Here is a 25366-nt window from a genome sequence, read left to right on the forward strand (position 1 = left end):
GCGATAATTTCATGACATTATGCATGCTCCCTCTAGAAAATTGAAGCCTTATGCATCGCGAGCCGCCATTGCCTGGGGAATAATCCAAAGACGCTGTTGCCGGGCGAAGTTCGTCTCGCCGGCAATCATGCTTTCCTCAGATCGTCTCGCCTGCATGAACCAATTCGTCCATGACGGAGCGGACGGCGGATTCGGCGATGGCAACGATCTCATCGACTTCTTCTTTGGTCGTGACAAGCGGTGGTGCGAAACCCAAGATGTCGCCATGCGGCATGGCACGGGCAATGAGCCCGCGACTGCGCGCGGCCTTCGAGATTCGCGCGCCAACAGTAAGGCCGGGTGCAAAACGTATTTTCTTTTCCCGGTCGGCCACAAATTCGATGGCCCCCATCAAGCCGACACCGCGGACTTCACCGACGATCGGAAGTTGAGCGAATCTGGCCTTTAGTTGCGCTTGGAAATAGGTGCCGACCGTGCGCGCATTGCCCGGTAGATCCTCTTTCTCCACGATGTCGAGAACGGCATTGGCCGCTGCTGCGCCAATCGGATGGCCGGAATAGGTGTAACCATGCGAGAAAGCGCCGACGCGGTCGGCCCCTTCTTCCATCACCTTGTAGACCTTCTCGCCGACGATGGCCCCCGATAGCGGGAAGTAGGCCGAGGTGAGGCCTTTGGCGATGGTGATCAGATCGGGTTCGATACCGTAGTGCTGTGATCCGAACATTGACCCGGTTCGCCCAAAACCGGTGATGACTTCGTCTGCGATCAGCAGGATATCGTATTTCCGCAGGACCTTCTGCACTTCGTCCCAATAGCCCTGCGGCGGGGGAGTGATGCCGCCGGTGCCAAGCACCGGCTCGGCGATGAAGGCACCGATCGTGTCGGGATCTTCGCGCAGGATCAAGGCTTCGAGCTCATCGGCACGGCGCTTGGAAAATTCGACTTCCGTCTCGCCGGCTTCCGCGCCCCAATAGTGATGCGGCACGCCGGTGTGGAGAAAGCCCGCACGCGGTAGGTCCATGTGGTCATGGTAAAAACTCATGCCGGTCATCGAGCCGGAAACCACGCTGCAACCGTGATAGCCGCGTTCGCGGGAGATGATCTTCTTCTTGTTCGGTTTACCGCGCAGGTTGTTGTAGTACCAGACAAGCTTTGCCTGCGTTTCGTTGGCATCGGAACCCGACATGCCGTAGAAAACCTTGCTCATCTTGCCCGGCGCCATTCTCACCAGTCTATCGGAGAGGATCGCGAGCTCATCCGTCGTGTGAGCGGCGTAAGTATGGTAATAGGCGAGGCGATAGGCTTGGCGCGAGATGGCTTCGGCGACCTCGGTGCGGCCATAGCCGACATTGACGCAGTAGAGGCCGGCGAAACCGTCGATCAGCTGCGTGCCGTTGGCATCCTGGATCCGGATGCCCTTGCCGGTTTCGACGATCGTCGGATCGCCGAGCTTGCCGCTTGCGAAATCCTTGAGCTGCGTGAAGGGATGCAGGACCGAGTTGCGGTCCATCGTGGCGATCTGGTTAACGTTGGTGGTCATAACGGCGGGTCCTTTCATGCGGCGAGATTGCCGAAGCAGACATATTTTGCTTCGAGATATTCTAGGAGGCCGTGGCGCGAGCCTTCGCGACCAAGGCCGGATTGCTTCCAGCCACCGAAGGGTATCGGGGCGCCGGTGAATATCGGCGTGTTGACGGCAATCATGCCGTATTCAAGTCGATCGGTGAGGCGCATCGCCCTGCCAAGATCGTTGGTGTAGAGATAGGCCGCCAGCCCCATTTCGGTGGCGTTGGCACGGGAGAGTACCTCCTCCTCGTCATCGAACGGCAGTATGGCTGCGACCGGGCCGAAGGTCTCCTCGCGGGCAATCAGCATTTCGTCCGTGACGTCGGCAAGCACGGTTGGCATTACGAAATTGCCACCGAGTGGACTGTCCTGCCCGCCGCACACGAGACGTGCACCGGCCGAGAGCGCCTGGGCGATCTGCTGACGGCATTTCTCTGCAACAGTCAGCCGCGTCATCGGCCCGATCTTGGTGGCGGGTTCAAGACCGTGGCCGACCTTAAGCTCTCGGGTCGCCTTCGCAAAGGCATCCACAAACCGATCGTGGTTGCCGCGCTGGACGTATATCCTGTTGGCGGCGAGGCAATCCTGTCCCGACGTGGCGAATTTGGCGCCGATACAGCCCTTTACGGCCTTGGAAAATTCGGCGTCGTCAAACAGGATGAAGGGTGCATGGCCGCCAAGTTCCAACGAGGCTTTCTTCACGGTGGCCGACGACTGGCTGAGCAGGATGCGCCCGACTTCCGTCGAACCGGTGAAGGAAAACGCCCGCACATCCGTGTGTTCCAGCAGGCGGCGGGCAAGCGGCGCGGCTTCGCCTGTGATAACCTGAAAGACGCCGGCCGGCATTCCAGCCTCTTGGGCAAGTTTTGCCAAGGCGAGCGCTGAAAGCGGCGTTTCGGGAGCAGGCTTGACGATCATGGTGCAGCCAGCCGCCAGCGCGGCGCCCGCCTTGCGCGTGATCATGGCGCAGGGAAAGTTCCATGGCGTGATCGCCACGGTAACGCCAATCGGCTGCATCTGGACCGAAAGCCGGCTGCCTGGCAGGTGGCTCGGAAACGTTTCGCCATAGGCACGCTCGGCTTCGCCGGCAAACCATTCGAGGAAACTTGCGGCATAGGAAATTTCGCCGAGTGACTCCGCCAGCGGCTTGCCCTGTTCGGTCGTCATGATAATGGCGAGATCCTGGGCGTTGTCGCGCATCAGCCCGCCCCACGTGCGTAGGATCCGACCGCGTGCAACGGGGAGTTTGTCACGCCAGTCGACAAAGGCGTTTCTCGCAGCATCGACGGCGGCATCGGCATCTTCGAGCGAGCAAGCCGCGACTTCTGCGAACTGCTCACCGGTTGCCGGATCAATGACGTACAGGGTCTCTCCACGCGCAGCCCACGCGCCGTTCAGAAAGGCCCGGCGTTCGATCAGATCGGGTCGTTTCAGGTTTTTCAGCGCGGTATTGGCAAGGCCTTTCATGCGAAGCTCCAATAAGATGTTTACAAAGAGACTAACCTCTCGCCATGATCGATTGCCTGCATTGATGTCAGCCCGGATGCAGGAATCATGCTTATATTGGTGCTGATCGCAGGATTTCCGCATGCTAACGCTTGATCGAGCCGACAGGGCACTCCTCGATGCCGTCCAGAAGAACAACCGCTTGACCTCGGAAGAGTTGGCAAAGATCATCAATCTCTCGCCGACGGCTTGTCAGCGCCGTCTGAAGCGATTGCGTGAGGAAGGGGTGATCGAGGCGGACGTATCGATCGTCTCACCCAAGGCGGCCGGTCGTGGGATTACAATGATCGTCCTTGTCTCGCTTGAGCGCGAACGGGCCGATATCGTTGATCGTTTCAAGGCGGCGATCCGCGCCACCCGAGAAGTGATGATCGGCTATTACGTGACGGGCGATGCCGATTTCATCTTGGTGATAACGGCGAAGGACATGGAGGACTACGAAGCCTTCACGCGCAGGTTCTTCTATGAGAACCACGATATCAAAGGGTTCAAGACCATGGTCGTGATGGATCGAGTGAAAGCTGGTTTTGCGTTCCCGATGGACGAGTGATCGGCGCCGGCATGTATGGGTTGAATTAGGGCATGAGACAGTTTCCGCCCTAGAAACTACATCGTTGCAACGCGCCTGGCTTGATATTTGATGGCTTGGACCTCGGGATTGTCCGCAAGGGAAACGAAGGCGCCCCTGCTGCCATCGAAAGCTTCGATAAGCCCGCTCGCGATGTCGTAAATCCAGCCATGGAGGGTGACGCGCCCTTCTGCGAGGGCGAACCGTACCGACGGGTGGGGCTGGATGTTGGCGAGCTGAGCGATGACATTTTCACGCACCATCGACGCAACCTTGGCGGTTTCGTCCTTGTGCTGCCGGGCCTCGTTCACGACACGGGCGGAGTCTGCATAACGCAGGATCCGCTTGAAGGCCAGTGCGTGATCAGAGCTTGCCTTCTGCGAGCAGTTCGCGCGCCCGCTTCAGCGTCGACAGCAGCGCCGATCTGCAGCCCTCGTCGCTGTCGAACTGCGCCTGCTCGGCCCGCTCTTCCGGGCCGCCAGGCTGGTTGTCGCGCAAACCGAGATAGCAGTGGAATCCAAGCTTCAGTAAGCCGTTTCCACGACATCGCAGCGTGTGCAGAGACCGGGCGGGAGAAACAGGCGCGCATCGCGCACCTTCAGCTCCAGGCCCTTCCAGACCTGCTCCTGGGTAAGTTTTGTTTCGCCTTCGGGGTTCACCGTAACGGTTGCGGTCGAATAAATCATGATGATGTTCCTCGTTCGAGATGTGGGACGGCCTTCCTCAGAGAGAGGCCGTGGTCTCCGAGGCAAAGGCGCGATAAGAACGGAGTGGACGGCCGAGGAGCGTCGTCAGGCGCTCGACATCACCGTCCTCAGGCAGCATTCCGTCAGTCAGGAAGCGCTCGCCCATCATGCGCATGTCGTAAGCCATCCAGGCTGGCATGAACTGCTTGAGGTTCTGCTCGAATGCCGCGGTATCATCGCCGCCGTAGTGGATGTGACGGCCAATTACGTCCGTCCAGATGGCGGCGATTTCCGTTCCGGTAAGCGCCGCGGGCCCGACCAGATTGATCCGCGTGAACGGGAGTGGCTGTGCGGCATGCTCGCGACGCAACAGCTCAAGGGCGGCGATCTCCGCGATATCTCGCGCATCAATCATGGCGAGTCCCTTGTCGCCGACGGGCATCGGGTAGACGCCGTGGCCTGTGATGACGTCCTTGATCGTCAGATCGTTTTGGATGAAGTAGGCCGGGCGTAGGATGGTGGCATGAAGGCTCATCTGCTCGATCATCCGCTCGACGCCGAACTTGCCGGCAAAGTGCGGCACGTTCACGTAAACATCGGGGTGAATGACCGACAGATAGACGATGCGTTCAATGCCAGCTGCGCGAGCCACATTAAGCGCGATCAGAGCCTGGGTGAATTCGTCCGGTGCTACAGCGTTGAGCAAGAACAGGGTGGAAACTCCGTCAAAGGCGCTGTGCAGCGAGTCGACGTCGAGGAAGTCACCTTTCACGACGTCAACGCCTGCAGGGAAATTTGCCTTGGAGGGATGGCGGACGAGGGCGCGAACTTCAGCGCCGTGATTGACAAGGTGCTGGATGACTTGGCTGCCAATATTACCCGTGGCGCCGGTAACGAGAACGGTCATGGAAGAATCTCCGGGTTTGGATGCTTGACACGCCGAATATGGATGGTTCACTGATGGCTCGATAGTCCGATATTTTAGACTTGCCGTCTCACAGATGGAACGACAATGGACCTGATTGCTCTTGCTGACTTTAACCTGGTTGCCCGCCATGGAGGGTTCGGGAGAGCTGCGCGGGCCACCGGCCGGCCTAAGGCGACACTGTCGCGGCGCGTAACCGAGCTAGAGGCTTCCCTGTCACTACGTTTGTTCGAACGTGGCGCGCGTAACCTCAAGCTTACCGAGGAAGGGCGGGCTCTTTACGAGCGAACAGCCGCGCTGCTGACCGAAGTGGACGAAACGGCGGCAGCGATTGCTTCGGGCGCTGAGACGCCGCGCGGCCGATTGCGGATCAGTGCGCCGCTTCTTCTGTCGCAAACTGCCATGGGCAAGATTGCCGCGGGCTTTGCGTTAAGACATCCGGAGGTGCGGTTGGAGATCACCGCGGAAGACCGGGCCGTCGACATGATCGAGGAGGGATATGACTTGGTGATCCGGGTTAATCCAGATCCGGACGAAACTCTTGTCGGTCGAGCTTTCCTGCGTGACCGGCTGGTCGTTGTGGCGAGCCCTGATCTTACCCGCCCTCGCGGCGAACTACCGGCCCCGGCCGTCGTGCGTGGATCCAGCAGTCCTGAGACCTGGAACTTCATGACGTCTAAGGGCCCTGCAAAGATAAGGATCGAACCGGTCCTCTCGCTTTCGTCCCTCATTATGGTTCGGGATGCTGTGCGAGCCGGCGTTGGCGCTGCACGTCTGCCGATCTCGCTGGTAGACCACGATCTGGCAGACGGGACTTTGCAACATTGGGGAGATGTCGAGGGTTCGGAGATCGCTCTATGGGCGCTTTATCCATCGCGGCGACTGCTCAGCGCCCGTGTCTCGGCATTCCTGGAATACTTGAAGCAGACTTTTCCCAACGCAACCCCCGATGAACTGGCAGCCTACATTAGTAAGTGACAACTTGGCCAGCCTGCTCCACACTTTTAATATTGGATCAGACCTGAGCCATACCCCCAGTCGACCGCTAGTTCCGCACCTGTCGTGAAACTGCTCTCGTCGCTGGCAAGGAAGAGGGCTGCCGCGCCACCTGATCAGGTCTGCCCACACGGCCGAGAGGAATCATGTTGGCAAGCGCATCTCGAATTAGGCCGCCGCGCACCTCAAGCGCTCATGAGCACCGACACCGATCTCGAGCCAAGCCAAATCATTGCCTACTTTGTCCGTCGCTGGCAAATCGAGGTGACCTTCGCAGAAACACGCGCTCATCTGGGTGTGGAGACGCAGCGCCAGTGGAGAGGTAACGCTATCCTTCGCACGACACCTTCGCTCCTCGCTATTTATAGTCTCGTGACGTTGTGGGCGGGCGACGTCCTCGGCCAAAACATGGGCCTTTATGCCGCCGGATAGGACAGGAAAACCGAGCTGACATTCACGGATGCGATGGGTGCAGTGCGCCTCGATTTATGGAGCGACGATGCTGCAGCAGCAGCTTGATGCCGGCCTGTGGCCTACGGAGCCGATGGGCGGCAAGATCGGAGAAACGCCGCTCCATGGTCAGCGAGCGGCCGAGCTTGCGCAGGAGATTGTTGAGTGGGTGCACAAGCGGGGTGAGATCCCGCAGCAACGTCCTGGTGGCGATAATCGATAGATCGTCCGACGTCATTGTCCTGATCTGCGAAACCAGTCCCCTGATACTTCCAAGGCCGTTTTTGATCGCAAGCCCAGATGATGATGGCGATGACTGGCACGAGAACGAGAGGCGGAAAGGCGAGATTGAGGGGGGGATATTCTCGACAAGACCTTGTCTGAGATCGATCTTTTCGGTGACCTCAATCGTGACCGTTTATTTGGGATCGACAGCGGATAGATCCGCCAGAGCTCGCCGTGAAAGGTCTCGGAGAAGCCCGCCGCAAAGCGCGTGACCTGGGGGGGAAGGCGTTGCTGCATGCAAATGCAAGCGCTGCCCCTTTCCTGGCCCGAAACGAATGCGCATCGGCGTAATCGTCGGCATCCTCGTTGAAACGACGTGAGATGTGTATCCTTAAGGCTGCATCTTCCACTTCCCAACCGAACTTCCAAGCATCGTGCCTGATCGCGCGGTCTCCAACCAAATCGGGATCTGACTTAGCTAGCTGCTGTGGACGAACATAGGGATTGTCATGCATGGGTAGGCCTAACAACCGAGCTCTCCCAACCGCCTCCTGTAGGTCAATCAATTCATCAATCGTCAAACGTGCCCCCAAGAATTGCGAGGCAACTAACTCAAATGCAGTCTATTTCAAGGTGCACGACTATCAGTTTCTCGCCTGGCAACGGTTGTAGGTCAACGCCGCCACGGTTGCGGCAGCGACCGGTTCTGTACGCCAGCGGACGAGGGCTATTGCTGCTTCTCTATAATCATTCTTAACTGAAGCGTGCCCTTATACCATTATCAATCTAGGGGGCAGTGCATGTCGTTTGTTTTTCGTTGGGTTTTTCTGGTGGTTGTTTTCTTTTCCGGTCCAGCCCAGGCTGCCAGCGATGACTGGGTTGTCGTTAAGACCACAAGTCAGGTTAAGGTAACGGTCGATCAATCGACCTGGTCCGACGTCCATGTTGGAGATGTAGTTCCAAACAAGGCATGGCTCTCGACTGGGCCTCGCGGGCGACTGCAGCTTACGCGAGGCGTCGAAGCAATCTCATTGCAACCAGACACACTCGCTTCCATCACAACGTCTGGCTTCTTCGCCCGCAAGACTGAGATCCTTCAGCAGGTTGGTTCGATTGACCTCGAGATCGAAAGGAGAAGCCAGCCTCATACGACTGTTCAGACGCCGTTTCTCGCCGCCGTCGTGAAGGGAACCATCTTTCACGTGACGGTCGGCAGGACCAAGGCATCCGTTTCAGTGGATCGGGGACTGGTTGAAGTTACCTCATTTGCGAGCGGACAGCGGTCCAACATCGGTCCCCGTCAGAAAGCGGCTGTTGATCGCAATCAAGGAATGACAGTGTCGGGCCAAGTAGAACCATCCATTATTAGTGTTCCGCGTTCGGCTGCGCGCATTCCTGCAATCGGGCAAGTGAAGCCGAGCGGAGGACCGGTAACCGTCGGCCGCGCTTCCGCAGGTAAAGGAGCGTCTGATAGCAAAAGCAGCAACGCAAGTGGAGAAGGTGGCAGTAATGGAAACGCTGGCGGTTCCGGCGGCAACACCAGTGGAAATGGCAACAGCGGCCACAACAGTGGTGGAAACGGCAAAGGAAATAACGGGAATGGAAACGGCAACGGTGGCGCAAGCGGGAACGGCAGCGGCGGCGGCAATGGTAACGGTGGTAACGGCAACAGTGGTGGTGGAGGAAATGGAAACGGGAATAACGGGAACGGCAATGGTAATGGGGGTGCAACCGGAAACGGAAACAGTGGAAATGGTAACGGCGGCAGGGGCAACAACAAGTGATTGCCAAATCCAAGGCTCTCTGGAGGTCGCTAGGCGGTAGATCTGGGTCTGTTGTCCTTCGACTTGCTCTAATTGCCAGCATGATAGCATTGCCGTTGGTCGCGCCCGGTATGTTTGTGGTGCAGAATTGGAACGACAACTTCGTCGCGAAGCGATTTCAAATGGCTCCCCGCAGTGCCACCGGGGCGCTCGCGTTCATAGCCATCGATAAAAAGAGCTTGGACGCTATAGGTATCTGGCCTTGGCCACGTGGCGTATACGCCGAGCTGATCGACCGGATTTCCGCTGCTGGTGCTGGTGACATTTTCATCGACGTCGACTTCAGCACACCTTCACAGAAGTCTGAGGATGATAAGCTTGCCGCAGGTCTCGACCGAGCTGGTGGAAGTGTCCTTCTCCCAGTTTTTCGCCAGCAAGTCACAGCTACGGGTTTTAAAACCACTATCACCAAGCCGATTGGCTTGCTGGCCGAGAAGTCATGGCCAGTGTTCGCAAATGTTGCATTGGATCTGGATGGCAATGTTCGTCGCTTCTCGCTTGGAGAGGAATCTGATGCCGTCTCCACGCAATCCGCTGCGGCTTCTTTGGCGAAATCAGACAGGCATACCGGGACGTCTTTGATTGATTTTTCAATACGTCCGGATACCGTTCCGACGTTCGCTTTGTCCGACGTGCTCAACGGTCATGTGGGCGCCGATGCGCTGAGAGGGAGATCGATTGTTGTTGGAGCCTCGGCCACTGAACTGAAGGACATCTTCCCCGTTCCAATTTATAGCGTGTTGGCTGGTCCAATGATCCATGTTCTTGCAGCCGAAACCTTGTTGCAGAATAGGGACCTTCGCACCTTCAACCAACTACCCCTTGAGTTGTTTTTTTCCGCGGTGCTGATTGTGGTCGCTCTGACCTGGCGCTCGATCGGCATCGCAAGCTTGGCAATTCTTACGGGATCTTTGGGGTTGCTGATCGAAATCGTCGCGTTTCTTCTTCAGAAGGAGTTCGGTTTCATCATTGGAACCGCCGTCCCGTGGTTGATCCTGTCGCTTTCTTTTCTGATGTTTCTCAATGAACGGCTTGATTTCGGGCAAATGCTCCTTGTCGTCGCAAACGTCGAGAGGAAAAATACCCGCCGGTTGATGGAACGGATCATTCAAGACAGTTCCGACGGTGTCATTGCGTTCGACGGTCGTCTCAAAATTATCGAAGCGAGCCAGTCTGCCAAGCAGCTATTCAATACAAAGGTCGGTAACGATCTTTTCAGCCATGCCGATCCTACAGTTGTCGAAGCCGTGCAGGTGCTCATCGCGAAACATTGCGCCGACCCTTCGAAAATTCATTCGACGACCATGGAGTTCTCGACGCAGGTCGGTGCGAAGACCGTTCATCTCGAGGTCGTCACAACGATCTCACCGAACGAGCGAACTGACGCTACTCAACATGATGACGGTTTTGCTGGCTGCCTCATTTTAAGAGACGTGACAGCTCGTCGACTATATCATGAACGGCTGCGATACCTAGCCGAACACGATGAGCTCACTGGGCTTCTCAATCGTCGCGAGTTCGCAGCCCGCCTTGATGTGTCCAAGGAGGCCCGCCAAATCGCGGTGCTTGACGTCGAGCGATTTTCTGGCGTCTGCGCGACCCTTGGTCGGGATACCGGCGACGACGTGCTGAGGGCTATAGCCACCCACCTGCGTTCAGAGTTGGGCGAGATCCTCATTGCCAGATTGGCAGGAGATATTTTCGCAGTCGCTTTGAGTTCCCCGGACCTTGAAGAGGCGGAACGTGTCGCTTCTAGGCTTCTTGATCTGTTTACGGATCCAATCGCCGTCGGGTTCACCTCGGTACCTGTCGGTATTCGGGTTGGTATTGCGCAGAACGCCGATGCCAGTGCTGAAAGCCGCGTCAGGGAGGCCGAGTCCGCACTGGATTTGGTACGCTCTGTGCCTGGCCGCCAGTGGGCGCAATATGATCCCGCTTCGGCCGTTCGCCAAGCGCGAGCGCGGCGTCTGGAAGCTGACATGCGAGAGGCGCTCGTACAAAGCCAATTCTTCTTGCTGTACCAGCCACAAATCGAACTCGCCAGTGGCCGGCTGATCGGCGCTGAGGCTCTTATCAGGTGGCAGCATCCGGAATTCGGTCTTATCTCGCCTCTCGAATTCATCCCGATCGCGGAGTCCACCGGGCTTATATGCGAAATGGGGCGCTGGACACTGATGGAAGCATGCACAGAGGCAGCCAATTGGCCAGGCGACATCTCGGTGGCAGTCAACGTGTCTCCTATTCAGTTCGCAAGGTCCGACGTTGAGGCGAGTGTTCAGGAAGCAATAGCCGCTTCCGGTTTGGCCGCGTCGCGTCTCTGCCTCGAGTTGACCGAGTCCACATTTTTGGAGCAAGGCGGACCAACTATCGAGAAAATGCGCAGATTGAGAGGTGTGGGAATTTCCATAGCACTTGACGATTTCGGCACGGGCTACTCGTCAATGAGTTACCTGGCTTCGCTTCCTTTGGATAAGCTGAAAATCGACCAGTCTTTCGTTCGGGTCATGAACGCCGATGGTGGTGCTCTGGAAATTGTCAAAGCTGTTGTTTCGCTGGCGCATGGGCTGAAGCTCGCCGTCGTCGCGGAGGGGATCGAGGGCAAGTCTGAGGTCGAAACCCTGCAATGGCTCGGATGCGAAACGGGGCAAGGCTATCTCTTTGGGAAGCCACAGGCGGCGCAGGAGCTCTTTGAGCGTACCACCGCACTTCTGGCAGTTGGAACGTGACCTCGTAATGGAGTTGCGATCAATCACTATAAGTACATTTCTTTTTCGCCATCATTACTTCCAGCGCCACCTACGTGGCTGCGCCATCGGAGCCTGCAGCAATTACAGCCGTTTGTCCGGCGCTGCCGCCGCCGGCAAAGGTTGTTACTTATGTTCGCGAAGCGCCGGCTCCGGCAGCGCCTGTCGTCGTGCAGGAAAAGGTCGTCGTCGGTCATGCCTTGCCAGAGCTGTCGTGGTCACGCCGGTTCCCGAGAACCCGAGATATGGCTACGCGATCGTCAACAACGAGCGGGTCATTATCGAACCTTCGGCCCGCAAGGTGATCCATGTCATCAATTGATCGAGCCCGGTTGGCGGCCCGGCAACTGCCCGTGCCGCCTGACCCGATTGGACCGCCGCCGCCGAGTTGCGGCGGGCGAACATCCACGGCCTCGCAAGCGCTGCGTTTGGAATAGCCACGGTCGTGGGCACGGTTACGGTCGCAGCGGAATTGGCCTCCATCGGCATGGCGGAGACCACGGAGCAGGACTTGCGCGATCTGAGGGATCCCGATCTCTGGAGTTGGCTCCCGAGGCCGATATCGCCATTCTGGACGTGCGCCTCGCCGATGGGCTGACAGGGTCGGAGATCGCAAGGCAGCTGGTCGAGCGTTTCAACATTGGTGAACGCGAACTGCAGCCGCGCCCAGCATTTCGGCTTCGAGACCAAGGAAGGTCATGACGACTTCATTGTTGATGACCTCAAACTTGATGCCGCCACCTCTGTTCCGGAAACGACATCGTGACTTCACATCTCGGTCCATTAGATCACAACGTTGGGTGATGAATGTTCAGGCCAACCATACCCGGCGCCTGGCAGGGCTGACCTCAAGAGGACGTGGCGCCCCCGCTCCGGTAGAAGATATAGCCGGCGACGATGAATATGAGCGCCCCGAACAAGCGGTTGAGGACGTTTTTGTAGGCGCTCAGCCGCGTCGCGAGCATCATGCCAAGCAGGCCGCCAACAACGCCTCCACCGATGAACTCGGCTGCTAGCCACCAGTCCACCAGCCCGGACGCTGCATAGTTCAGCGCGGTTGCCAGCCCGAACGCGCCGACTGAGAGGAGCGACGTGCCGATCGCGTTAATCATCGGCATGCCGGTGGCAAGCATCAGACCTGGGACGATCAGGAACCCCCCGCCGATCCCGAAGAAGCCGGAAGCCGCTCCCGCGGCAAGCGCCACGGCCGCAGTGACAAGGCACATCCTGAGATCGACCGGCCGATTTTCGACTGGTGTCGGCTTCCTGGGCTTGAGCATAAGAGCGCCGACCACGACCATCAGTATGCCGAACAGGAAGATCAGCCGGTCTCCGTCCATCGCCTTTCCGAGGCTGGAGCCGGCAAGCGCGCCGAGGACGCCTAGCGCGGAGAAGACGGCTGCGCACCGCCACCAGACGTGCCCCTTGATGGCGTGGCTCGCGAAGTTGGCGAAGGCGTTCACCGAGACCGCCAGCGCGCCGGTCCCGATCGCGACATGCGGCTGGGCGACGCCGACGACGTAGAGGAGGAGCGGGGTCGCCAGGATCGACCCGCCACCGCCTAGAAGGCCGAGCATGAAGCCGACGATCCCGCCGGAACCGACGGCCGCAAAGACGGAACCAGTCATGTCCTTGTGCTCCAGACCCGGTCGTAAAGGGTCATGCCGATCAGCATGGCCAAGACGAAAAGGACCGTCTGGGGTATGCCAACCGACAGGGAGGCGACAGCAGGACCGGGGCAGAAGCCGCCAATCCCCCAGCCGAGACCGAAGAGCGCCGAACCAATGACAAGCGGCGCGTCGATCTTTCGGTTCGTGGGCAAATGGAAGCTGTCGTCGAAGGCCGGGTGCCGCATCCGCTTCATCACCTGCACGCCGACGAAGGCGACGGCGACGGCGCCGCCGAGCACGAAGGCAAGACTTGGATCCCAGTTGCCGAAGACGTCGAGGAAGCCCTGGACTCGAACAGGGTTCAGCATGCCGGAGAGCGACAAGCCGATGCCGAAGACGATGCCTGAGGCAACGGCGGCGCCGAATTGGTAGCTGTTTCTGCTCATAATCCAAGTCCTCGAAGAACTGCGACGGCCATCACGCCGGCCGCCAGGAATGTGGCGACGGCCACCACGGATCTCGGCGACAGGCGGGCAAGCCCGAGAACGCCGTGCCCGCTGGTGCAACCAGAGCCCATGCGCGAGCCGAAGCCAACGAGAAGCCCGGCAACGATGATCAGCGGCCAGGTTGCGGTGATCTCGACGATCGGCCACCCGCCGAATGCCAGCAGGTACGCCAACGGCCCGATCAGGAGGCCAAGCACGAAGGCGAGATTGGTGATCAGTCCGACGCCTTGCGCCAGACGCCCGACGATGCCGCTAATGCCGGCAATCCGGCCGTTCAAAAGCAGGAGCATGGCCGCGGATGCGCCAATCAGCATGCCGCCTGCCAAAGACTGGAGATAGGGGGTCATGTCTCTTCCTCCGCACAGAAGATATCGTAGAGGGCGCCGACGAGCCGGGCCGCCTTCTCTTCCGTCAGGCGGTAGAATATCTGCTTTCCCTCCCGCCGGGTTTCGACAATGCCCGAGTTCCGCAGCACCGTCAGATATTGAGAAAGATGCGGCTGATGGAAGTCGAGTTTTTCCTCGAGTTCGCTGACCGAGAACTCGCCCTCGACCAGCGTGCACACGATCGTCAGCCGCGCCTGGTGGGACAACGTCTTCAGGAGATCGGCAACCTCTCCGGCCCGGCCTGCCATCTCGGCAAGGGAGAGGCCTGCCTTCGCTACAGCTTTCGATACGGGACTCATTCCCATGCGGCTCCCTGCAATGCGTCGAGCGGAAACTTGAGGTAGCGCTTGCCATTGGCTTCAGGCTCCGGCAAACGTCCGCCGCGAATATTCACCTGCAGGGCGTGCAGGATCAGCTTCGGCATCGGCAGCGTCTTGTCACGTTTCGTCCGCAGCGCGACGAACTGGTCTTCGCTCACGCCAGCAAGATGCCCGTTGGACTTCTTCTGCTCGGCGACAGTGCTCTCCCAGCGCGGAGCACGGCCGCCTCGCTGGTAGTCGTGTCCGGTGAAGATGCGGGTCTCGTCCGGCAGGGTGAGGATGTCCTGGATCGACGTCCAAAGGATGCGGGCGTCGCCACCCGGAAAGTCGGCGCGCGCCGTGCCGCTGTCGGGCATGAACAGCGTGTCATGGACGAAGGCCGCGTCGCCGACCACATAGGTGATCGAGGCAAGCGTATGGCCTGGCGAGAACATCACCTTGGCGTCGATGCAGCCGACCTTGAATGTCTCGCCGTGAGCGAAGAGCCGGTCCCATTGCGAGCCGTCGGTGACGAGCTCTGGCCAGTTGTAGATCCCCTTCCACAGCCGCTGCACATCCACGACGCGTTCGCCGATCGCGGTTCTGGCACCGGTCTTCTCCTTCAGATACTGGGCCGCGGAGAAATGGTCGGCATGCGGGTGGGTGTCGAGGATCCACTCGACCGTCAGATCATTCTCCCTGATATAGTCGAGGATCGCGTCGGCATTGATGGTCGCTGTGGCTCCGGCCTTTTCGTCGAAATCCAGCACCGGATCGATGATGGCGCACTTGCGGGTATCGGGATCGGACACGACATACTGGACACTCCAGGTGCGCTTGTCGAAGAAGCCCTTCACTTGCGGGCGGCGTGCCGCGTGCTGCTTGAGCCAGGCCGCGGCGGCGCTCGTGTCGAAGCCGTGGGCACGGCCGAACTCGATGACGTCTTCGGCAGCCATCCGCCCGTCCAGAACCTCGCCGATCAGATACAGGCTGAGGGATCTCGTGCCGGACTTGCAATGGGCGAACACCCGGCCGTCGGACGCGTCGAGCGCCTTCTGGAACGATCGCACGTCCGCTTCGGTAATGGTGCCGAGCGTGACGGGAACGAAGAAATAGGAGAGGCCGCAATGTTCGGCCGCCTGGCGTTCGGCCTCCGTTCCCGGCTGGGCGGCGTCCTCGGCGTCGGGACGGTTGTTGATAAGCGTCGCAAATCCCTGGTCACGCAGGGACCTGATATCGTCGACGCTCGGCTGTGGCGAGACCGAGAGCTTCTCGCAAATCTTGATGACAGGCATGGCTGGCTCCGTAATCTGATCTCATATACATTTTAATATAACGTATAATGTTTATGCTTCAAGTCCGCTCGATGGGCAGATTGTCGCAGCGTACTGCGGGGCTGCCGCTTCGGTGCATGGCGTGCGCCGAACGAAAGACAGCCGAGACATCACCACCTCTCGCTGATAAGAGAAGGACGTTAGGGCAGAAAGCAAAGGGGGAGAAAATTTGGACTTCATGAAACCGCCGAAGTCGCTCGAACAGCTGCTCTATGAGCTGATGTCCTGGGTGCTGTTTTATCCGATCACCATGTCGCGCTCTGGGCATCTCCGGTGGGGATGCGGATAAAAACTTGGACTGATCTGGACGCTGAGGCCAAGACTTCTGCGATACTCGATGGGACTGAGTGATCCCAATGATAACTTGATGCACTTTTCATTGTACCATCGGATGTAGGCATCAACCTCGCGGGCAAACTTCTTGATCGTGATGGTTCTCCAGTCGCCAGGATAAAACTGTTCCGTTTTTCCCGGTTGATCAGGTTCTCCGGCGCAGGACTAACTTCCTCCATATGCGAGCCAAAACGCAGTCGCCGCGGTCTGGCGATGACCAAACTCTCCTGTTTCATCAATCGCTGCACAACCTTTTCCGAGATTGTCACGCTCTACCTTGCCAGTGGCGCCTGCAGTCTGCGATAGCCGTAGCAGCGATGGTTGCTTTCGAAGATTCTGTCAGGCTGCGTCGGGTGTGCGGTCATTGCGTTATTCCATTATAAGTGGATGGCAATTTTACTTGAGATTGGCCAGGAATATTCTGGCTTGTTGCCGTAGCTCGTTCTGAACCGCCCTATCCATCCGGTCCCAGGTGGCATAGGGCTGCGCCAGCCGGCGGTTTGACCGTAACTTGCTGCGATTGCGCGCGAGGAAATCCCAATAGAGTGCGTTGAATGGACACGCATCCTCGCCAATGCGCTTTTTGGGGTCGAAGCGGCAGGTCACGCAATAGTTGGACATCCGGTTGATGTAGTTTCCACTTGCCGCATAGGGCTTAGTCCCGAGAAATCCACCGTCGGCAAACTGGCTCATGCCGACGACATTCGGCAGCTCGACCCATTCATAGGCATCGGCGTAAACTTCGAGATACCAGCGATGCACGGCCTTTGGATCGATCCCAGCAAGCAGCGCGAAATTGCCGGTGATCATCAAACGCTGGATATGGTGGGCGTAGGCATTCTCGATCGTCTCGTTGATGACCGTCGCCAGGCAGTTCATGTCGGTTTTGCCGGACCAGTAGAAGGAGGGTAGGGGACTGTCGTTGTCGAAGAAATTGCTCTCTGCGTAGCCTGGCCCTGCATGCCAGTAGACGCCCCGCATATATTCGCGCCAGCCGATGATCTGGCGGATGAAGCCCTCGACGGCGTTGAGCGGCGCGGCTCCGTCGAAATAGGCTCGCTCTGCGGCGCGACAGACGGCAAACGCGTCGAGGAAGCCGATATTGATGTAGAAGGACAGGAGCGAGTGATTGAGGAATGGATCATCCTGCAACATCGCGTCCTGCGTTTCGCCGAAGTTGGCCAGGAAATCGGCGATAAAACCGTCCAGAACCTCTTTTGCTTCCGCCCGTGTGACGGCAAAACCAAAGCGCTCAAGCTTGCCGAAATTGTCCGGAAACAGCTTCGCAACGGTCGCGAGGACCTCGGTCGTGATCTCGTCGGCTTCAAAACGGCGATGGCGCGGTCGCAATAGGTCAGGCTCGGCCGACTTGCGGTTTTCCGCGTCGAAATTCCAGCGGCCACCGACCGGCGCTTCGCCTTCCATCAAGAGGCCGGTCCTGCGTCGCATGTCGCGATAGAAGAATTCCATCGTCAACGATTTCCGACCCGCAGCCCAGGTCTCGAATTCTTCGTGAGAGCAGATAAAGCGGCTGTCGGGACGAATCTCGACTGGCATGCCAAGGCTTTTTGACCACCGCTTCATCTCCTCGAGCACCCGCCATTCGCCAGGTTCGGTGACACATATCGCTTCCGGCGTCACACTCTCGATGGCTCGCTTCAGCTCGCTTGTGAAAGAGCCCCCATTGTCGGCGTCGTCGATTTTGGTATAGCGGACCGCAAACCCTGCCTCCCGCAGCTCATCGGCGAAATGGCGCATGGCCGAAAAAATGAAGGCGATCTTCTTCTTGTGGTGGCCGACATAGGCCGCCTCGGCCATCACCTCGCACATCAGGACGACGTCCTGATTCTTGTTCGCGCCATCCAGCGACGAAATCTGCGGACAAAGCTGGTCGCCCAGGATCAATATCAGTTTTGCCAAACGCAAACTCCTCGAATCTGCAATCACTATGGTTCTCGTTCGGGACGGCCGGATGCTAAGGTCTCGATGACGATGGGTGCATGATCTTCTCTAGTGCTACGATGATTCAATCGTGGAGCGGGGATTGCTAGACAATGCGAGGGGCGTTTGGCTTACTCTTTGCTCGGCCACGCGTTTTTCGCACCAAAGTGAACGATCAGCATTGCTCGACAGCTGTGCTCGTAATGCATCAAGTATAGGCCGCGAGACGGTCCATTATATTCATTCGAGCCTCTAGCCGCGTCAGCAGAAGCACCATGCCGCTGATCTTCCTTTGGATGAAGAGTTTGTCAGGCGGCGGCAGCCCCCAGCTCGAGCGATCGGCGATGAGAGGTGCGGCCTGGTCGCGAACCGTTCCGACAAACTGTCGATCCGCAAAGTCAAATAATCCATCACGGCTTGCGTTCAAGTGACGCAGACCAGTTCTGATGACCGCGTCGAGTGCGGGGGCGTGCCTGGAAGCCTGCGCCTTTGAGACAAAGCCCATCGAAACAAGCGCTTCTCGGACAGCTGTCCTATCTCCCGCCAACCCGGCACGCAGAAGGCCACGATAGTGTTCGACGGTTTGAGCTGGTACTTGCCGTGTTGCTCCGAAATCGAGAAGCACAATCCGTCCGCTGTCTGGTTGCCATCTATAATTGGCAAAGTTCGGATCCGTCTGCATCAGACCGAATTCGAACAACTCTTTCAATACGAGATCAAAAAGAGCTTCCGTTGCACCTCTTCCTTCGGTGGCTGGGGCGCTTACCAACGTCTCGATCGGAACGCTCACCAGAAAATCCATCGGCAGGATCGTCGGGCGAAGCAGGGCTTCGATGGGTTCGGGAACGACAAAACGGCTATCTCCCGCCAGCAAATGCCCAAAACGACCCATTTGCTCTGCTTCGCGCAGATAATCCGCCTCGTCGTGGAGCTGACGCTTTGCCTCAGCCAAAAGCGGGGCCACATCGAGACCTCGTGGAAGCAGGCCTGACATCCGTAGTAGCGTGGCGACATTGTCGATATCGGCGTCGATACTAGCCGAAACTCCTGGATATTGGACTTTGACCGCGACCTGCCGCCCAGACGTGAGAACGCCGCGATGGACTTGACCGATCGATGCCGCGGCAATGGGTGTGATATCGAATTCGGCGAAATGTCGCCTCCAGTCGGCACCCCAAGCCGAATTCAGCGTCTTCTGCAACTGGCTTGATGGCATCATATGGGCCGCGTCCCGCAACTGGGAAAGTATCACGGTTAACTCAGCAGGTAACAGGTCGCCGGCATCGAGCGACAGCATCTGCCCGAGTTTCATGGCGGCCCCGCGCATCCTTGAGAGCTGATCGGTCACCCTGCGGGCATTTGTTGGGGTCAAAAGCAAGTCCGACAAATGCGGCCGGTCTCCCCGTGCCAGTCTTTCCAGGCCTTCGCCAAGGACGCCAGCGGCAATACCACCGGCAAGTTTTCCAAGGCCAGCGAGCCGAGTGAGCCGGCCCTGCGGGACGGGACGGGTACGGTCGTTCATTGAAGCATCCTCTGAAGACGGGGCCGGTGACGCAGGAAACCGAGATAGGCTGTTTCGAACAGCGGCGTGACGGGGGGCCAACCGGCGATCAGGCCAAGCGGGCGTAGCGCCGGAATGGCGCGCCACATTGCAGCAAAAGCTGCAGCACCCGACAGCAGCGTGCCGGCCTCCTCTGCATGGAACCGAGCCAAAATGTCCGCTCGGTTTAAGGGGCATGCGGTCGCAGGGTCACAGGCATCGAGGAAACGGATCGCTCCACGGCGATCGAGACGTCGTATCAAAGCGATTTCGCGGCGGCACAGCGGGCAGTTGCTATCAAACCAGACGGTCACGCGTTCGGTCATACTCGGCGACCCCTCCGATTGAGAAGGCTTGGAATCTTTTCCCGAAGGTGAAAGAAACCCTTTCGACAGTGTGGCCAGGTGCGCCGATCCCAGTCCCGCAGGTGCTCGGCAAGAGCTATACCTTGCGCTGCCAATTCTGTTTTTAGCTTCTCAAGCCGATCCGCTGTTGGCCCCACCGCAGCAAAGCCGGTGACGATTTGCACCCTTCCTGATGCCTTAACGTCAGACCAGGATGTTATATCAACCCAGTCTATCACCGCGGCATTGGGCCAACGAAGTCGTGCTCGCACCAGGGCGTCGCCTAGTGACAACCAGTCCGCGTCGGTTTCCCCTGGCATCACTGCAATCTCTTGAATATCCAGGGCATTGATTCCCGCCAAGGTTTCCAACGACAGATCTTCGACGGTCAGCAACAGGGTCGTCGGGCAAGAAGGGTCCGGTAAGGCAAACAGTCTCGGCGGCGAAGCATCGGGGATGGAAACATTGTCAAGTGGAATAAGGGCACGAGTTGCGAGACCAATCGGCGCGAACCGGCCGCCGGTCGTCGCTTGTACGCGGTCGGCATTCGCGAGGTAAGGTTTGCCACTCGTATGCAGTCCCGCGACCCAGCGCCATGACAGCGTATTGGAGGCCTGATCGCCGTCGACCAGACGCTCCAGCATGAAGTCAGCTCCAAGCTCCCACGGCAAACCGAGGGTGAAAATCCAGATCGAGGCAAACTGCATTCGCGCCCAGTTGTGGAGATATTCTGTGGCTTGCAACTCTTGCGACCACGCATCAAAGCAGTCGATCCCCGTGCGCCCGTCGCAGGCATCGGTGTAGCGGCTTGCCAAACCCCTATCGCCTTCAAGTCGTTGCTTCTCGCGCTCGACTGCCTCTTTGTAACCAGCCCAAACGCCTGGTCGTTGCTCAAGCCAGCCTTTCCAGTAGCTGCGCCAAAACACCTCGCTAATAAACTTTTCGGCGACATCCGGGCCATGCTCCGCCACGACCGCGGCAAGCAACTCCTCTTCACTGATCAGTCGACGCCGCAGTGCCGCCGATAGGCGCGAGACATGCACATGGCTGTTCGCGCCGAGATCGACGTTGCGCTTGCGCGCGTATGCCTCACCGGCCAGGGGCAAAAACCCTTCCATTCGGCTGAGTGCCGCCTCGCGTGTGAGAGGGAACGCATTTCGATCCAATTTTGAGATCCGGCAATCCAATTGAGTTCCCAGCAGCTGAGATGCTCTAAATACGTAGAAACTTAGAGTGCGGATCAAACATTTAGGTCCGGCATTCGGAAGGGGCATAGCTCTTTGAGCCCGCATGCTGTCAAGTTTAGGACTGATTCTCGATAGCATTGCGGCTTTGAAGAGCGTCTTGGTGAGCTGACGTCTGGATTGATTAGTTGCCCTTCGGCATGTTTTTGTCCTGACGGCAGCGGTCAGAACAGAATTTGACATCGTTCCAGTTTTTCGCCCACTTTCGTCTCCACGCGAAGGGCAATCCGCAGGTTGCGCAGGTTTTGGTTGGCAATTCCGATTTCTTGATCATCTTCGGCATCACCGCTTGTCCTATTTCTGTGGAGACCGCAGCCTTCGTCATGAGTGCATTTCGACGCAAAAGTTGCTTTTACGCTAGGCCTGACTTCGCTTTTCTTTTCGGACTTAAGGGCAGACCAGCACGTCTCGGCAGGGCCGTGGCCGCTGTTTGGGGGCGACCAACTGTCCTTGGCTGACGGACAGATTTCACCGTAAGATGTCAAGGCTTCGATATGGAGGGTGCCGGTGTTTCTGGATCTTTACGAATATAGGGCACGCCGCGACACGCCACCTCGACCCCGGCATCAACCGCTGACCCGGAAACTAGAGACCATGTTCATCTGGGTGGTAGGCTTCAACATCGTCATGCTGTTCGTGGGACCGGTTTTGCGGTTCATCGATCCTGGAGGCCGCGATCTCTGCATGGCGAACCCTGTCGGTAAACCGAAATTCGCGGTCTGTAATCCGATTTCTAGGCTGTTCACGGCCTGTTCAGTACGCCTGATGGGAAGACGCCCGGCACTCCGCTTGCCAACCTACTCAAGCGTCAAAAGCGTTGATACCGTAAAGATGTCCTTATCGCCGCGGCCGCAGAGATTGACGATCATCAAGGCATCGCGGTCCATGGTTGGTGCTATCTTCATGACTTCAGCAATGGCATGCGCTGGCTCCAGCGCAGGAATGATGCCTTCCACCGTCGACAGGAGTTGAAACGCCTCAAGTGCTTCGACATCAGTCGCTGATGCGTAGGTCACGCGGCCCTCGTCCCTGAGCCACGAATGCTCAGGCCCGACACCTGGATAATCAAGGCCGGCGGAGATCGAATGACCCTCCATGATCTGTCCGTCGCCATCCTGCAGAAGATAGGTGCGATTGCCGTGGAGAACTCCGGGCGAGCCTTTCGTCAAAGATGCACAATGTTCCCTCGTATCGAGCCCTTTGCCCGCCGGTTCTACGCCGCGCAGGGAAACGCCGTTATCTCCCAGAAACGGGTAGAACAAGCCGATTGCGTTCGAGCCGCCACCGACGGCTGCGACCAGCAGATCGGGCAGCCGCCCTTCGTACTCCAGGATCTGCTTTCGGGTTTCCCTACCAATCACGGATTGCAAGGTCCTGACCATCTCGGGGTAGGGGTGAGGGCCGGCTGCAGTTCCGATCAGATAGTAGGTGTCCTCGATGTTTGACACCCAATCCCGTAAGGCTTCGTTCATGGCATCCTTCAACGTGCCATTGCCTGAGGTGACGGCGCGAACCTCAGCGCCTAAGAGCTTCATGCGGAAGACGTTTGGCGCCTGACGGGCGATATCTGTCGCACCCATGTATATGATGCACTCAAGGCCGAAACGTGCTGCCATCGTTGCCGTGGCCACGCCGTGCTGACCAGCGCCCGTCTCGGCAATAATGCGCTTTTTGCCCATGCGCAGTGCAATGAGAATCTGGCCGAGGCAGTTATTTATTTTATGAGAGCCAGTGTGGTTCAGTTCATCGCGTTTCAGGTAAATGCGCGCGCCTTGTAGCCGCTCGGTCAATCTTTCGGCAAAGTAGAGCGGGCTCGGTCTGCCAACATAATGTCGCGACAGGTCCTCCAGCTCGTCCCAGAAGTCTTGACTCGTTTTGGCCGCCTGCCACTCCTCGGTGACGGAAAGAAGCAAAGGCATCAGTGTCTCCGAAACGAACCGACCCCCAAAATTGCCAAAGAACCCATTTTCATCCGGGAGCGCATTCGGTGCAACTTTTAGCATTTGTTCCTCTTATTTTTCCTATGAAGCTATTGCGGTTGTATGCGGTCTACCGTCGTTCGGTCCGTACTTGATCACGAAGAATGCATGAGTTGGGCACGGGGCTGGATCCTGGCCTCAAGGGGTCTCGATTGCCACCAAGGATGACGCCGCTGCGTCGTAAAGGTCTGGGTGTGCCCATTCCTGTCGTGCGCCAGCCGAGCGCAGGAACAGAACGGCCAAGCTTTCATCATCATGCGAGGTCGTGATCTCTGCAGGCTCATCGGTGCGAGCAATGATCAGGTTGTTGTGATAGCGATCGGTGGAAAGTGATATTAGTCGCAAACTTGTCGCTTCGATAACACAGCCGGTCTCTTCAAGCACTTCCCTTCCTCCGGCTTCCTGCCATGTTTCTCCGCGCATCTGGTATCCGCCTGGCAGTCCCAACAGACCTACGCCCGGAGCGCGCGCGCGGCGTATACATAGAAGTTCCCCATCGCCGTTAAACGCGATAACGAATACCGTGGTCAAAGTATTGTCGTAATTTTTTCGGGCATCTATATAGCCGTTCGAACAACCGACCATGGGGCGTTAATACCTCATCTAGTTTTCTCATTCCAGAACACTTCATCGACGCTGGTCTCGCGCACGAAAATCCAGTCAGGATGTGGTTGTACCTGCCATCCATTGACTGGCTTTTTTCGCTCAGTCTGTATTAAGGCTGATTGTCCCTCGTAGATAGTTTCGGGGTCACCAACAGCTGCCCAAAGCCGATCGCACCGCCAATTGCCGCATCGCTACGAAGCCGAGCCAAAGTCGCCCCAATTCTCGGATGCTAGATCCGAACCATGCTTCCCGATGTCACTTAGCGTTACCATACGATTGGTTTGCCGTCATAAGCGAAGAATCCGCCGCTGTTGACGGGCTGAAGACTGTCGAGCACCTGGAGTATTGCAGAAGCCGCGCTTTCTGGCTCTGATCTCTCATGGCCGGCGGAGAACGGATCCGACAAGGATGTCATGACACTGCCCGGATGAACTGCAACGACGACCGATTCCTTATTTATCCTGGTGACCTCGATTGCGGCAGTGTGAACGATCTGGTTGAGCGCCGCTTTCGACGATCGATAGGAAATCCATCCACCGAGCCGATTGTCGCCAATCGAACCAACACGCGCCGACAGGAACGCGAAGATCACTCGCTTTTTCCTGGCAAGCAGCGGTACGAAGTATTTCAGTATCAGTGCGGGTCCGACGGCATTGACGGCGAACTGGTCGAGCATGGCTTGTTGCGACACTTGCCGGATAGACTTCTCGGGGCCTATGCCATTGATTGTCAGTGCACCGGTGGCACAGATGATCATGTCGAAAGCCGTTGACTTCAATCCATCCGCCGCAAGGCGGATCGTCTCCTCGTTCGTGATGTTTATTCCGTCAATGCTTCGCGAAAGTTGAACAAGTTTTGAACAGTTTCGGTCCGATGCGAGGCAGCCCGAAATCGCCGACCCGATGCCGCCGGTTGCCCCGATAACAAGAGCCGAGTATCCCGCATCGAGAGATTTCATCAATGTGTCGGCCATGCGATGCTCCTGTTCATGGTAAGAATCGGGACAGTAGCTCAGCCGCGGACGAGCAGCATAAAGCGCGACTGGTCCGCTACCGAACTTTCGAATTGCCCGGTAAACGTAGTCGTTATGGTTCTAGCACCCTGTTTTCGAATGCCGCGCATCGCCATGCACATGTGCTCGGCTTCGACCATGACAGCCACGCCTCTGGGCAGCAGACTTTCGTCCAGCGCCTTGGCAATCTGAGATGTCATCGTTTCTTGCGTCTGCAGCCGGCGTGCGAAGAGATCGACAAGGCGAGCCATTTTTGACAGTCCAAGCACGCCGCCATCCGGGAAATAGGCAATGTGGGCAACGCCGTGAAAGGGCACCATGTGATGCTCGCAATGAGAATGGAATTCGATATCCTTGACAATCACCATGTCACTGTATCCCGCAACGTCGGAAAAGGTTTTCGCCAGGATGTCTGCAGGGGCTGTGTCGTAGCCGGAAAAGAGCTCACCGTAGGCCTTGGCCACGCGCCTCGGCGTATCGATAAGACCCTCTCTCGAGGGATCGTCGCCGGCCCAGCGGATCAAGGTCCGCACCGCGGCCTCGGCTTCCTCCCGTGTCGGCATTTCTGAGGTGGCTCGAAAATCGGTCTCGCCAACGATTGCGTCCATTGTAACTTCTCATCTGTTTTTTTGCTCCGATGGTACGATCAGCGTCTGTGGCCGGATCAAATCCAGCGGACGCGGACACCAAATTTTTGATCTGTTGCGTGAGAGTGTCGTAGACACTTCGTCCTACGGAGCGGA

General features: G+C 57.9%; 25 protein-coding genes and 4 pseudogenes. 6 read left to right on the plus strand and 23 right to left on the minus strand.

The annotated features are described in order from the left end of the window. Nucleotides 1-136 precede the first annotated feature (136 nt). Together ACVTFQ_RS29935 and ACVTFQ_RS29940 are read right to left on the minus strand one after the other, a co-directional pair. Complete coding sequence (locus ACVTFQ_RS29935) at nucleotides 137-1540, minus strand: aminotransferase (protein ID WP_470424439.1); 1404 nt, start codon at nucleotides 1538-1540, stop codon at nucleotides 137-139. Nucleotides 1541-1554: 14 nt separating this feature from the next. Next, a complete protein-coding gene (locus tag ACVTFQ_RS29940) occupies nucleotides 1555-3033 on the minus strand; it encodes an NAD-dependent succinate-semialdehyde dehydrogenase (protein WP_470424440.1) in 1479 nt (492 codons plus the stop codon). Nucleotides 3034-3154: 121 nt separating this feature from the next. Between ACVTFQ_RS29940 and ACVTFQ_RS29945 the strand changes: the two genes are divergently transcribed. Beyond that, complete coding sequence (locus ACVTFQ_RS29945; protein ID WP_111564779.1) at nucleotides 3155-3622, plus strand: Lrp/AsnC family transcriptional regulator; 468 nt, start codon at nucleotides 3155-3157, stop codon at nucleotides 3620-3622. Nucleotides 3623-3678: 56 nt separating this feature from the next. On the opposite strand, the gene ACVTFQ_RS29950 is transcribed toward ACVTFQ_RS29945, so the two are convergent. The 3 genes and pseudogenes from ACVTFQ_RS29950 to ACVTFQ_RS29960 form a co-directional block, all read right to left on the minus strand. After that, nucleotides 3679-3996: a carbonic anhydrase gene (locus ACVTFQ_RS29950; RefSeq protein WP_470424633.1), complete on the minus strand. Its 318-nt coding sequence runs from the start codon at nucleotides 3994-3996 to the stop codon at nucleotides 3679-3681. 7 nt (nucleotides 3997-4003) lie between these two features. Continuing rightward, nucleotides 4004-4326 (minus strand): annotated as a pseudogene (locus tag ACVTFQ_RS29955) (AtaL-like protein). A 37-nt stretch (nucleotides 4327-4363) separates the two neighbouring features. Continuing rightward, entirely contained in the window at nucleotides 4364-5233 is an 870-nt protein-coding gene (locus ACVTFQ_RS29960) for an SDR family oxidoreductase (RefSeq protein WP_470424634.1), read from the minus strand. A gap of 105 nt (nucleotides 5234-5338) precedes the next feature. Between ACVTFQ_RS29960 and ACVTFQ_RS29965 the strand changes: the two genes are divergently transcribed. Then, nucleotides 5339-6229, plus strand: a complete 891-nt coding sequence (locus ACVTFQ_RS29965; RefSeq protein WP_470424441.1) for a LysR family transcriptional regulator — start codon at nucleotides 5339-5341, stop codon at nucleotides 6227-6229. Between the two features lie 26 nt (nucleotides 6230-6255). Here ACVTFQ_RS29965 and ACVTFQ_RS29970 read toward each other — a convergent pair. Beyond that, nucleotides 6256-6410, minus strand: a pseudogene (locus ACVTFQ_RS29970) (SDR family oxidoreductase); the annotation flags it as partial. A 32-nt stretch (nucleotides 6411-6442) separates the two neighbouring features. Between ACVTFQ_RS29970 and ACVTFQ_RS29975 the strand changes: the two are divergent. Continuing rightward, the gene (locus ACVTFQ_RS29975; protein WP_470424442.1) at nucleotides 6443-6679 is read left to right on the plus strand and encodes a hypothetical protein; all 237 of its coding nucleotides are present in this window, start codon (nucleotides 6443-6445) and stop codon (nucleotides 6677-6679) included. Nucleotides 6680-6701: 22 nt separating this feature from the next. Here ACVTFQ_RS29975 and ACVTFQ_RS29980 read toward each other — a convergent pair whose 3' ends face one another. Both ACVTFQ_RS29980 and ACVTFQ_RS29985 read right to left on the minus strand, forming a co-directional pair. After that, nucleotides 6702-6935 (minus strand): hypothetical protein, encoded by a 234-nt coding sequence (locus ACVTFQ_RS29980; protein ID WP_470424443.1) that lies wholly within the window; start codon nucleotides 6933-6935, stop codon nucleotides 6702-6704. 166 nt (nucleotides 6936-7101) lie between these two features. After that, the gene (locus tag ACVTFQ_RS29985; protein WP_470424444.1) at nucleotides 7102-7515 is read right to left on the minus strand and encodes a CrpP-related protein; all 414 of its coding nucleotides are present in this window, start codon (nucleotides 7513-7515) and stop codon (nucleotides 7102-7104) included. A gap of 207 nt (nucleotides 7516-7722) precedes the next feature. On the opposite strand from ACVTFQ_RS29985, the gene ACVTFQ_RS29990 reads away from it, so the two are divergent. The 3 genes and pseudogenes from ACVTFQ_RS29990 to ACVTFQ_RS30000 all read left to right on the plus strand — a co-directional run. Next, nucleotides 7723-8706, plus strand: coding sequence for a FecR family protein (locus ACVTFQ_RS29990; RefSeq protein WP_470424445.1), 984 nt, complete (start codon nucleotides 7723-7725; stop codon nucleotides 8704-8706). 80 nt (nucleotides 8707-8786) lie between these two features. Continuing rightward, nucleotides 8787-11471: an EAL domain-containing protein gene (locus tag ACVTFQ_RS29995; protein ID WP_470424446.1), complete on the plus strand. Its 2685-nt coding sequence runs from the start codon at nucleotides 8787-8789 to the stop codon at nucleotides 11469-11471. Nucleotides 11472-11596: 125 nt separating this feature from the next. Continuing rightward, nucleotides 11597-11811, plus strand: a pseudogene (locus tag ACVTFQ_RS30000) (DUF1236 domain-containing protein); the annotation flags it as partial. A 526-nt stretch (nucleotides 11812-12337) separates the two neighbouring features. On the opposite strand, the gene ACVTFQ_RS30005 reads toward ACVTFQ_RS30000, so the two are convergent. The 15 genes and pseudogenes from ACVTFQ_RS30005 to folE form a co-directional block, all read right to left on the minus strand. Continuing rightward, nucleotides 12338-13117 carry a sulfite exporter TauE/SafE family protein gene (locus ACVTFQ_RS30005; RefSeq protein WP_470424447.1) on the minus strand — a complete coding sequence of 260 codons (780 nt, stop codon included), beginning with the start codon at nucleotides 13115-13117 and terminating at the stop codon, nucleotides 12338-12340. After that, entirely contained in the window at nucleotides 13114-13545 is a 432-nt protein-coding gene (locus ACVTFQ_RS30010; RefSeq protein WP_470424448.1) for a DUF6691 family protein, read from the minus strand. The genes ACVTFQ_RS30005 and ACVTFQ_RS30010 overlap by 4 nt, the downstream gene beginning before the upstream one ends. Beyond that, entirely contained in the window at nucleotides 13542-13952 is a 411-nt protein-coding gene (locus tag ACVTFQ_RS30015; protein WP_470424449.1) for a YeeE/YedE family protein, read from the minus strand. Before ACVTFQ_RS30015 ends, ACVTFQ_RS30010 begins: the two co-directional genes overlap by 4 nt. Then, complete coding sequence (gene bigR / locus ACVTFQ_RS30020) at nucleotides 13949-14296, minus strand: sulfite-sensing transcriptional repressor BigR (RefSeq protein WP_470424450.1); 348 nt, start codon at nucleotides 14294-14296, stop codon at nucleotides 13949-13951. The genes ACVTFQ_RS30015 and bigR overlap by 4 nt, the downstream gene beginning before the upstream one ends. Continuing rightward, nucleotides 14287-15585, minus strand: a complete 1299-nt coding sequence (gene blh / locus ACVTFQ_RS30025; protein WP_470424451.1) for a bifunctional sulfur transferase/dioxygenase Blh — start codon at nucleotides 15583-15585, stop codon at nucleotides 14287-14289. The genes bigR and blh overlap by 10 nt, the downstream gene beginning before the upstream one ends. A 345-nt stretch (nucleotides 15586-15930) precedes the next feature. Next, nucleotides 15931-16292, minus strand: a pseudogene (locus tag ACVTFQ_RS30030) (IS3 family transposase); the annotation flags it as partial. Between the two features lie 61 nt (nucleotides 16293-16353). Continuing rightward, entirely contained in the window at nucleotides 16354-17877 is a 1524-nt protein-coding gene (gene phrB, locus ACVTFQ_RS30035) for a (6-4)DNA photolyase (protein WP_470424452.1), read from the minus strand. A 229-nt stretch (nucleotides 17878-18106) separates the two neighbouring features. Further along, nucleotides 18107-19420, minus strand: coding sequence for an ABC1 kinase family protein (locus ACVTFQ_RS30040; protein WP_470424453.1), 1314 nt, complete (start codon nucleotides 19418-19420; stop codon nucleotides 18107-18109). Further along, complete coding sequence (locus ACVTFQ_RS30045; RefSeq protein WP_112436342.1) at nucleotides 19417-19764, minus strand: thiol-disulfide oxidoreductase DCC family protein; 348 nt, start codon at nucleotides 19762-19764, stop codon at nucleotides 19417-19419. Before ACVTFQ_RS30045 ends, ACVTFQ_RS30040 begins: the two co-directional genes overlap by 4 nt. Next, the gene (locus ACVTFQ_RS30050; protein WP_470424454.1) at nucleotides 19761-20900 is read right to left on the minus strand and encodes an FAD-binding domain-containing protein; all 1140 of its coding nucleotides are present in this window, start codon (nucleotides 20898-20900) and stop codon (nucleotides 19761-19763) included. The genes ACVTFQ_RS30045 and ACVTFQ_RS30050 overlap by 4 nt, the downstream gene beginning before the upstream one ends. A 250-nt stretch (nucleotides 20901-21150) precedes the next feature. After that, nucleotides 21151-21351, minus strand: a complete 201-nt coding sequence (locus ACVTFQ_RS30055; protein ID WP_470424455.1) for a DUF2256 domain-containing protein — start codon at nucleotides 21349-21351, stop codon at nucleotides 21151-21153. A 472-nt stretch (nucleotides 21352-21823) separates the two neighbouring features. Further along, entirely contained in the window at nucleotides 21824-23029 is a 1206-nt protein-coding gene (gene trpB / locus ACVTFQ_RS30060) for a tryptophan synthase subunit beta (RefSeq protein WP_470424456.1), read from the minus strand. A gap of 114 nt (nucleotides 23030-23143) precedes the next feature. Then, nucleotides 23144-23590, minus strand: coding sequence for an NUDIX domain-containing protein (locus tag ACVTFQ_RS30065; RefSeq protein WP_470424457.1), 447 nt, complete (start codon nucleotides 23588-23590; stop codon nucleotides 23144-23146). Nucleotides 23591-23876: 286 nt separating this feature from the next. Further along, a complete protein-coding gene (locus tag ACVTFQ_RS30070) occupies nucleotides 23877-24584 on the minus strand; it encodes an SDR family NAD(P)-dependent oxidoreductase (protein ID WP_470424458.1) in 708 nt (235 codons plus the stop codon). 38 nt (nucleotides 24585-24622) lie between these two features. Continuing rightward, on the minus strand, nucleotides 24623-25231 hold the full coding sequence (gene folE, locus ACVTFQ_RS30075) for a GTP cyclohydrolase I FolE (RefSeq protein WP_112949852.1): 609 nt from the start codon (nucleotides 25229-25231) through the stop codon (nucleotides 24623-24625). Between the last annotated feature and the right edge of the window lie 135 nt (nucleotides 25232-25366).

It is taken from the genome of Rhizobium sp. O111, assembly GCF_055616315.1.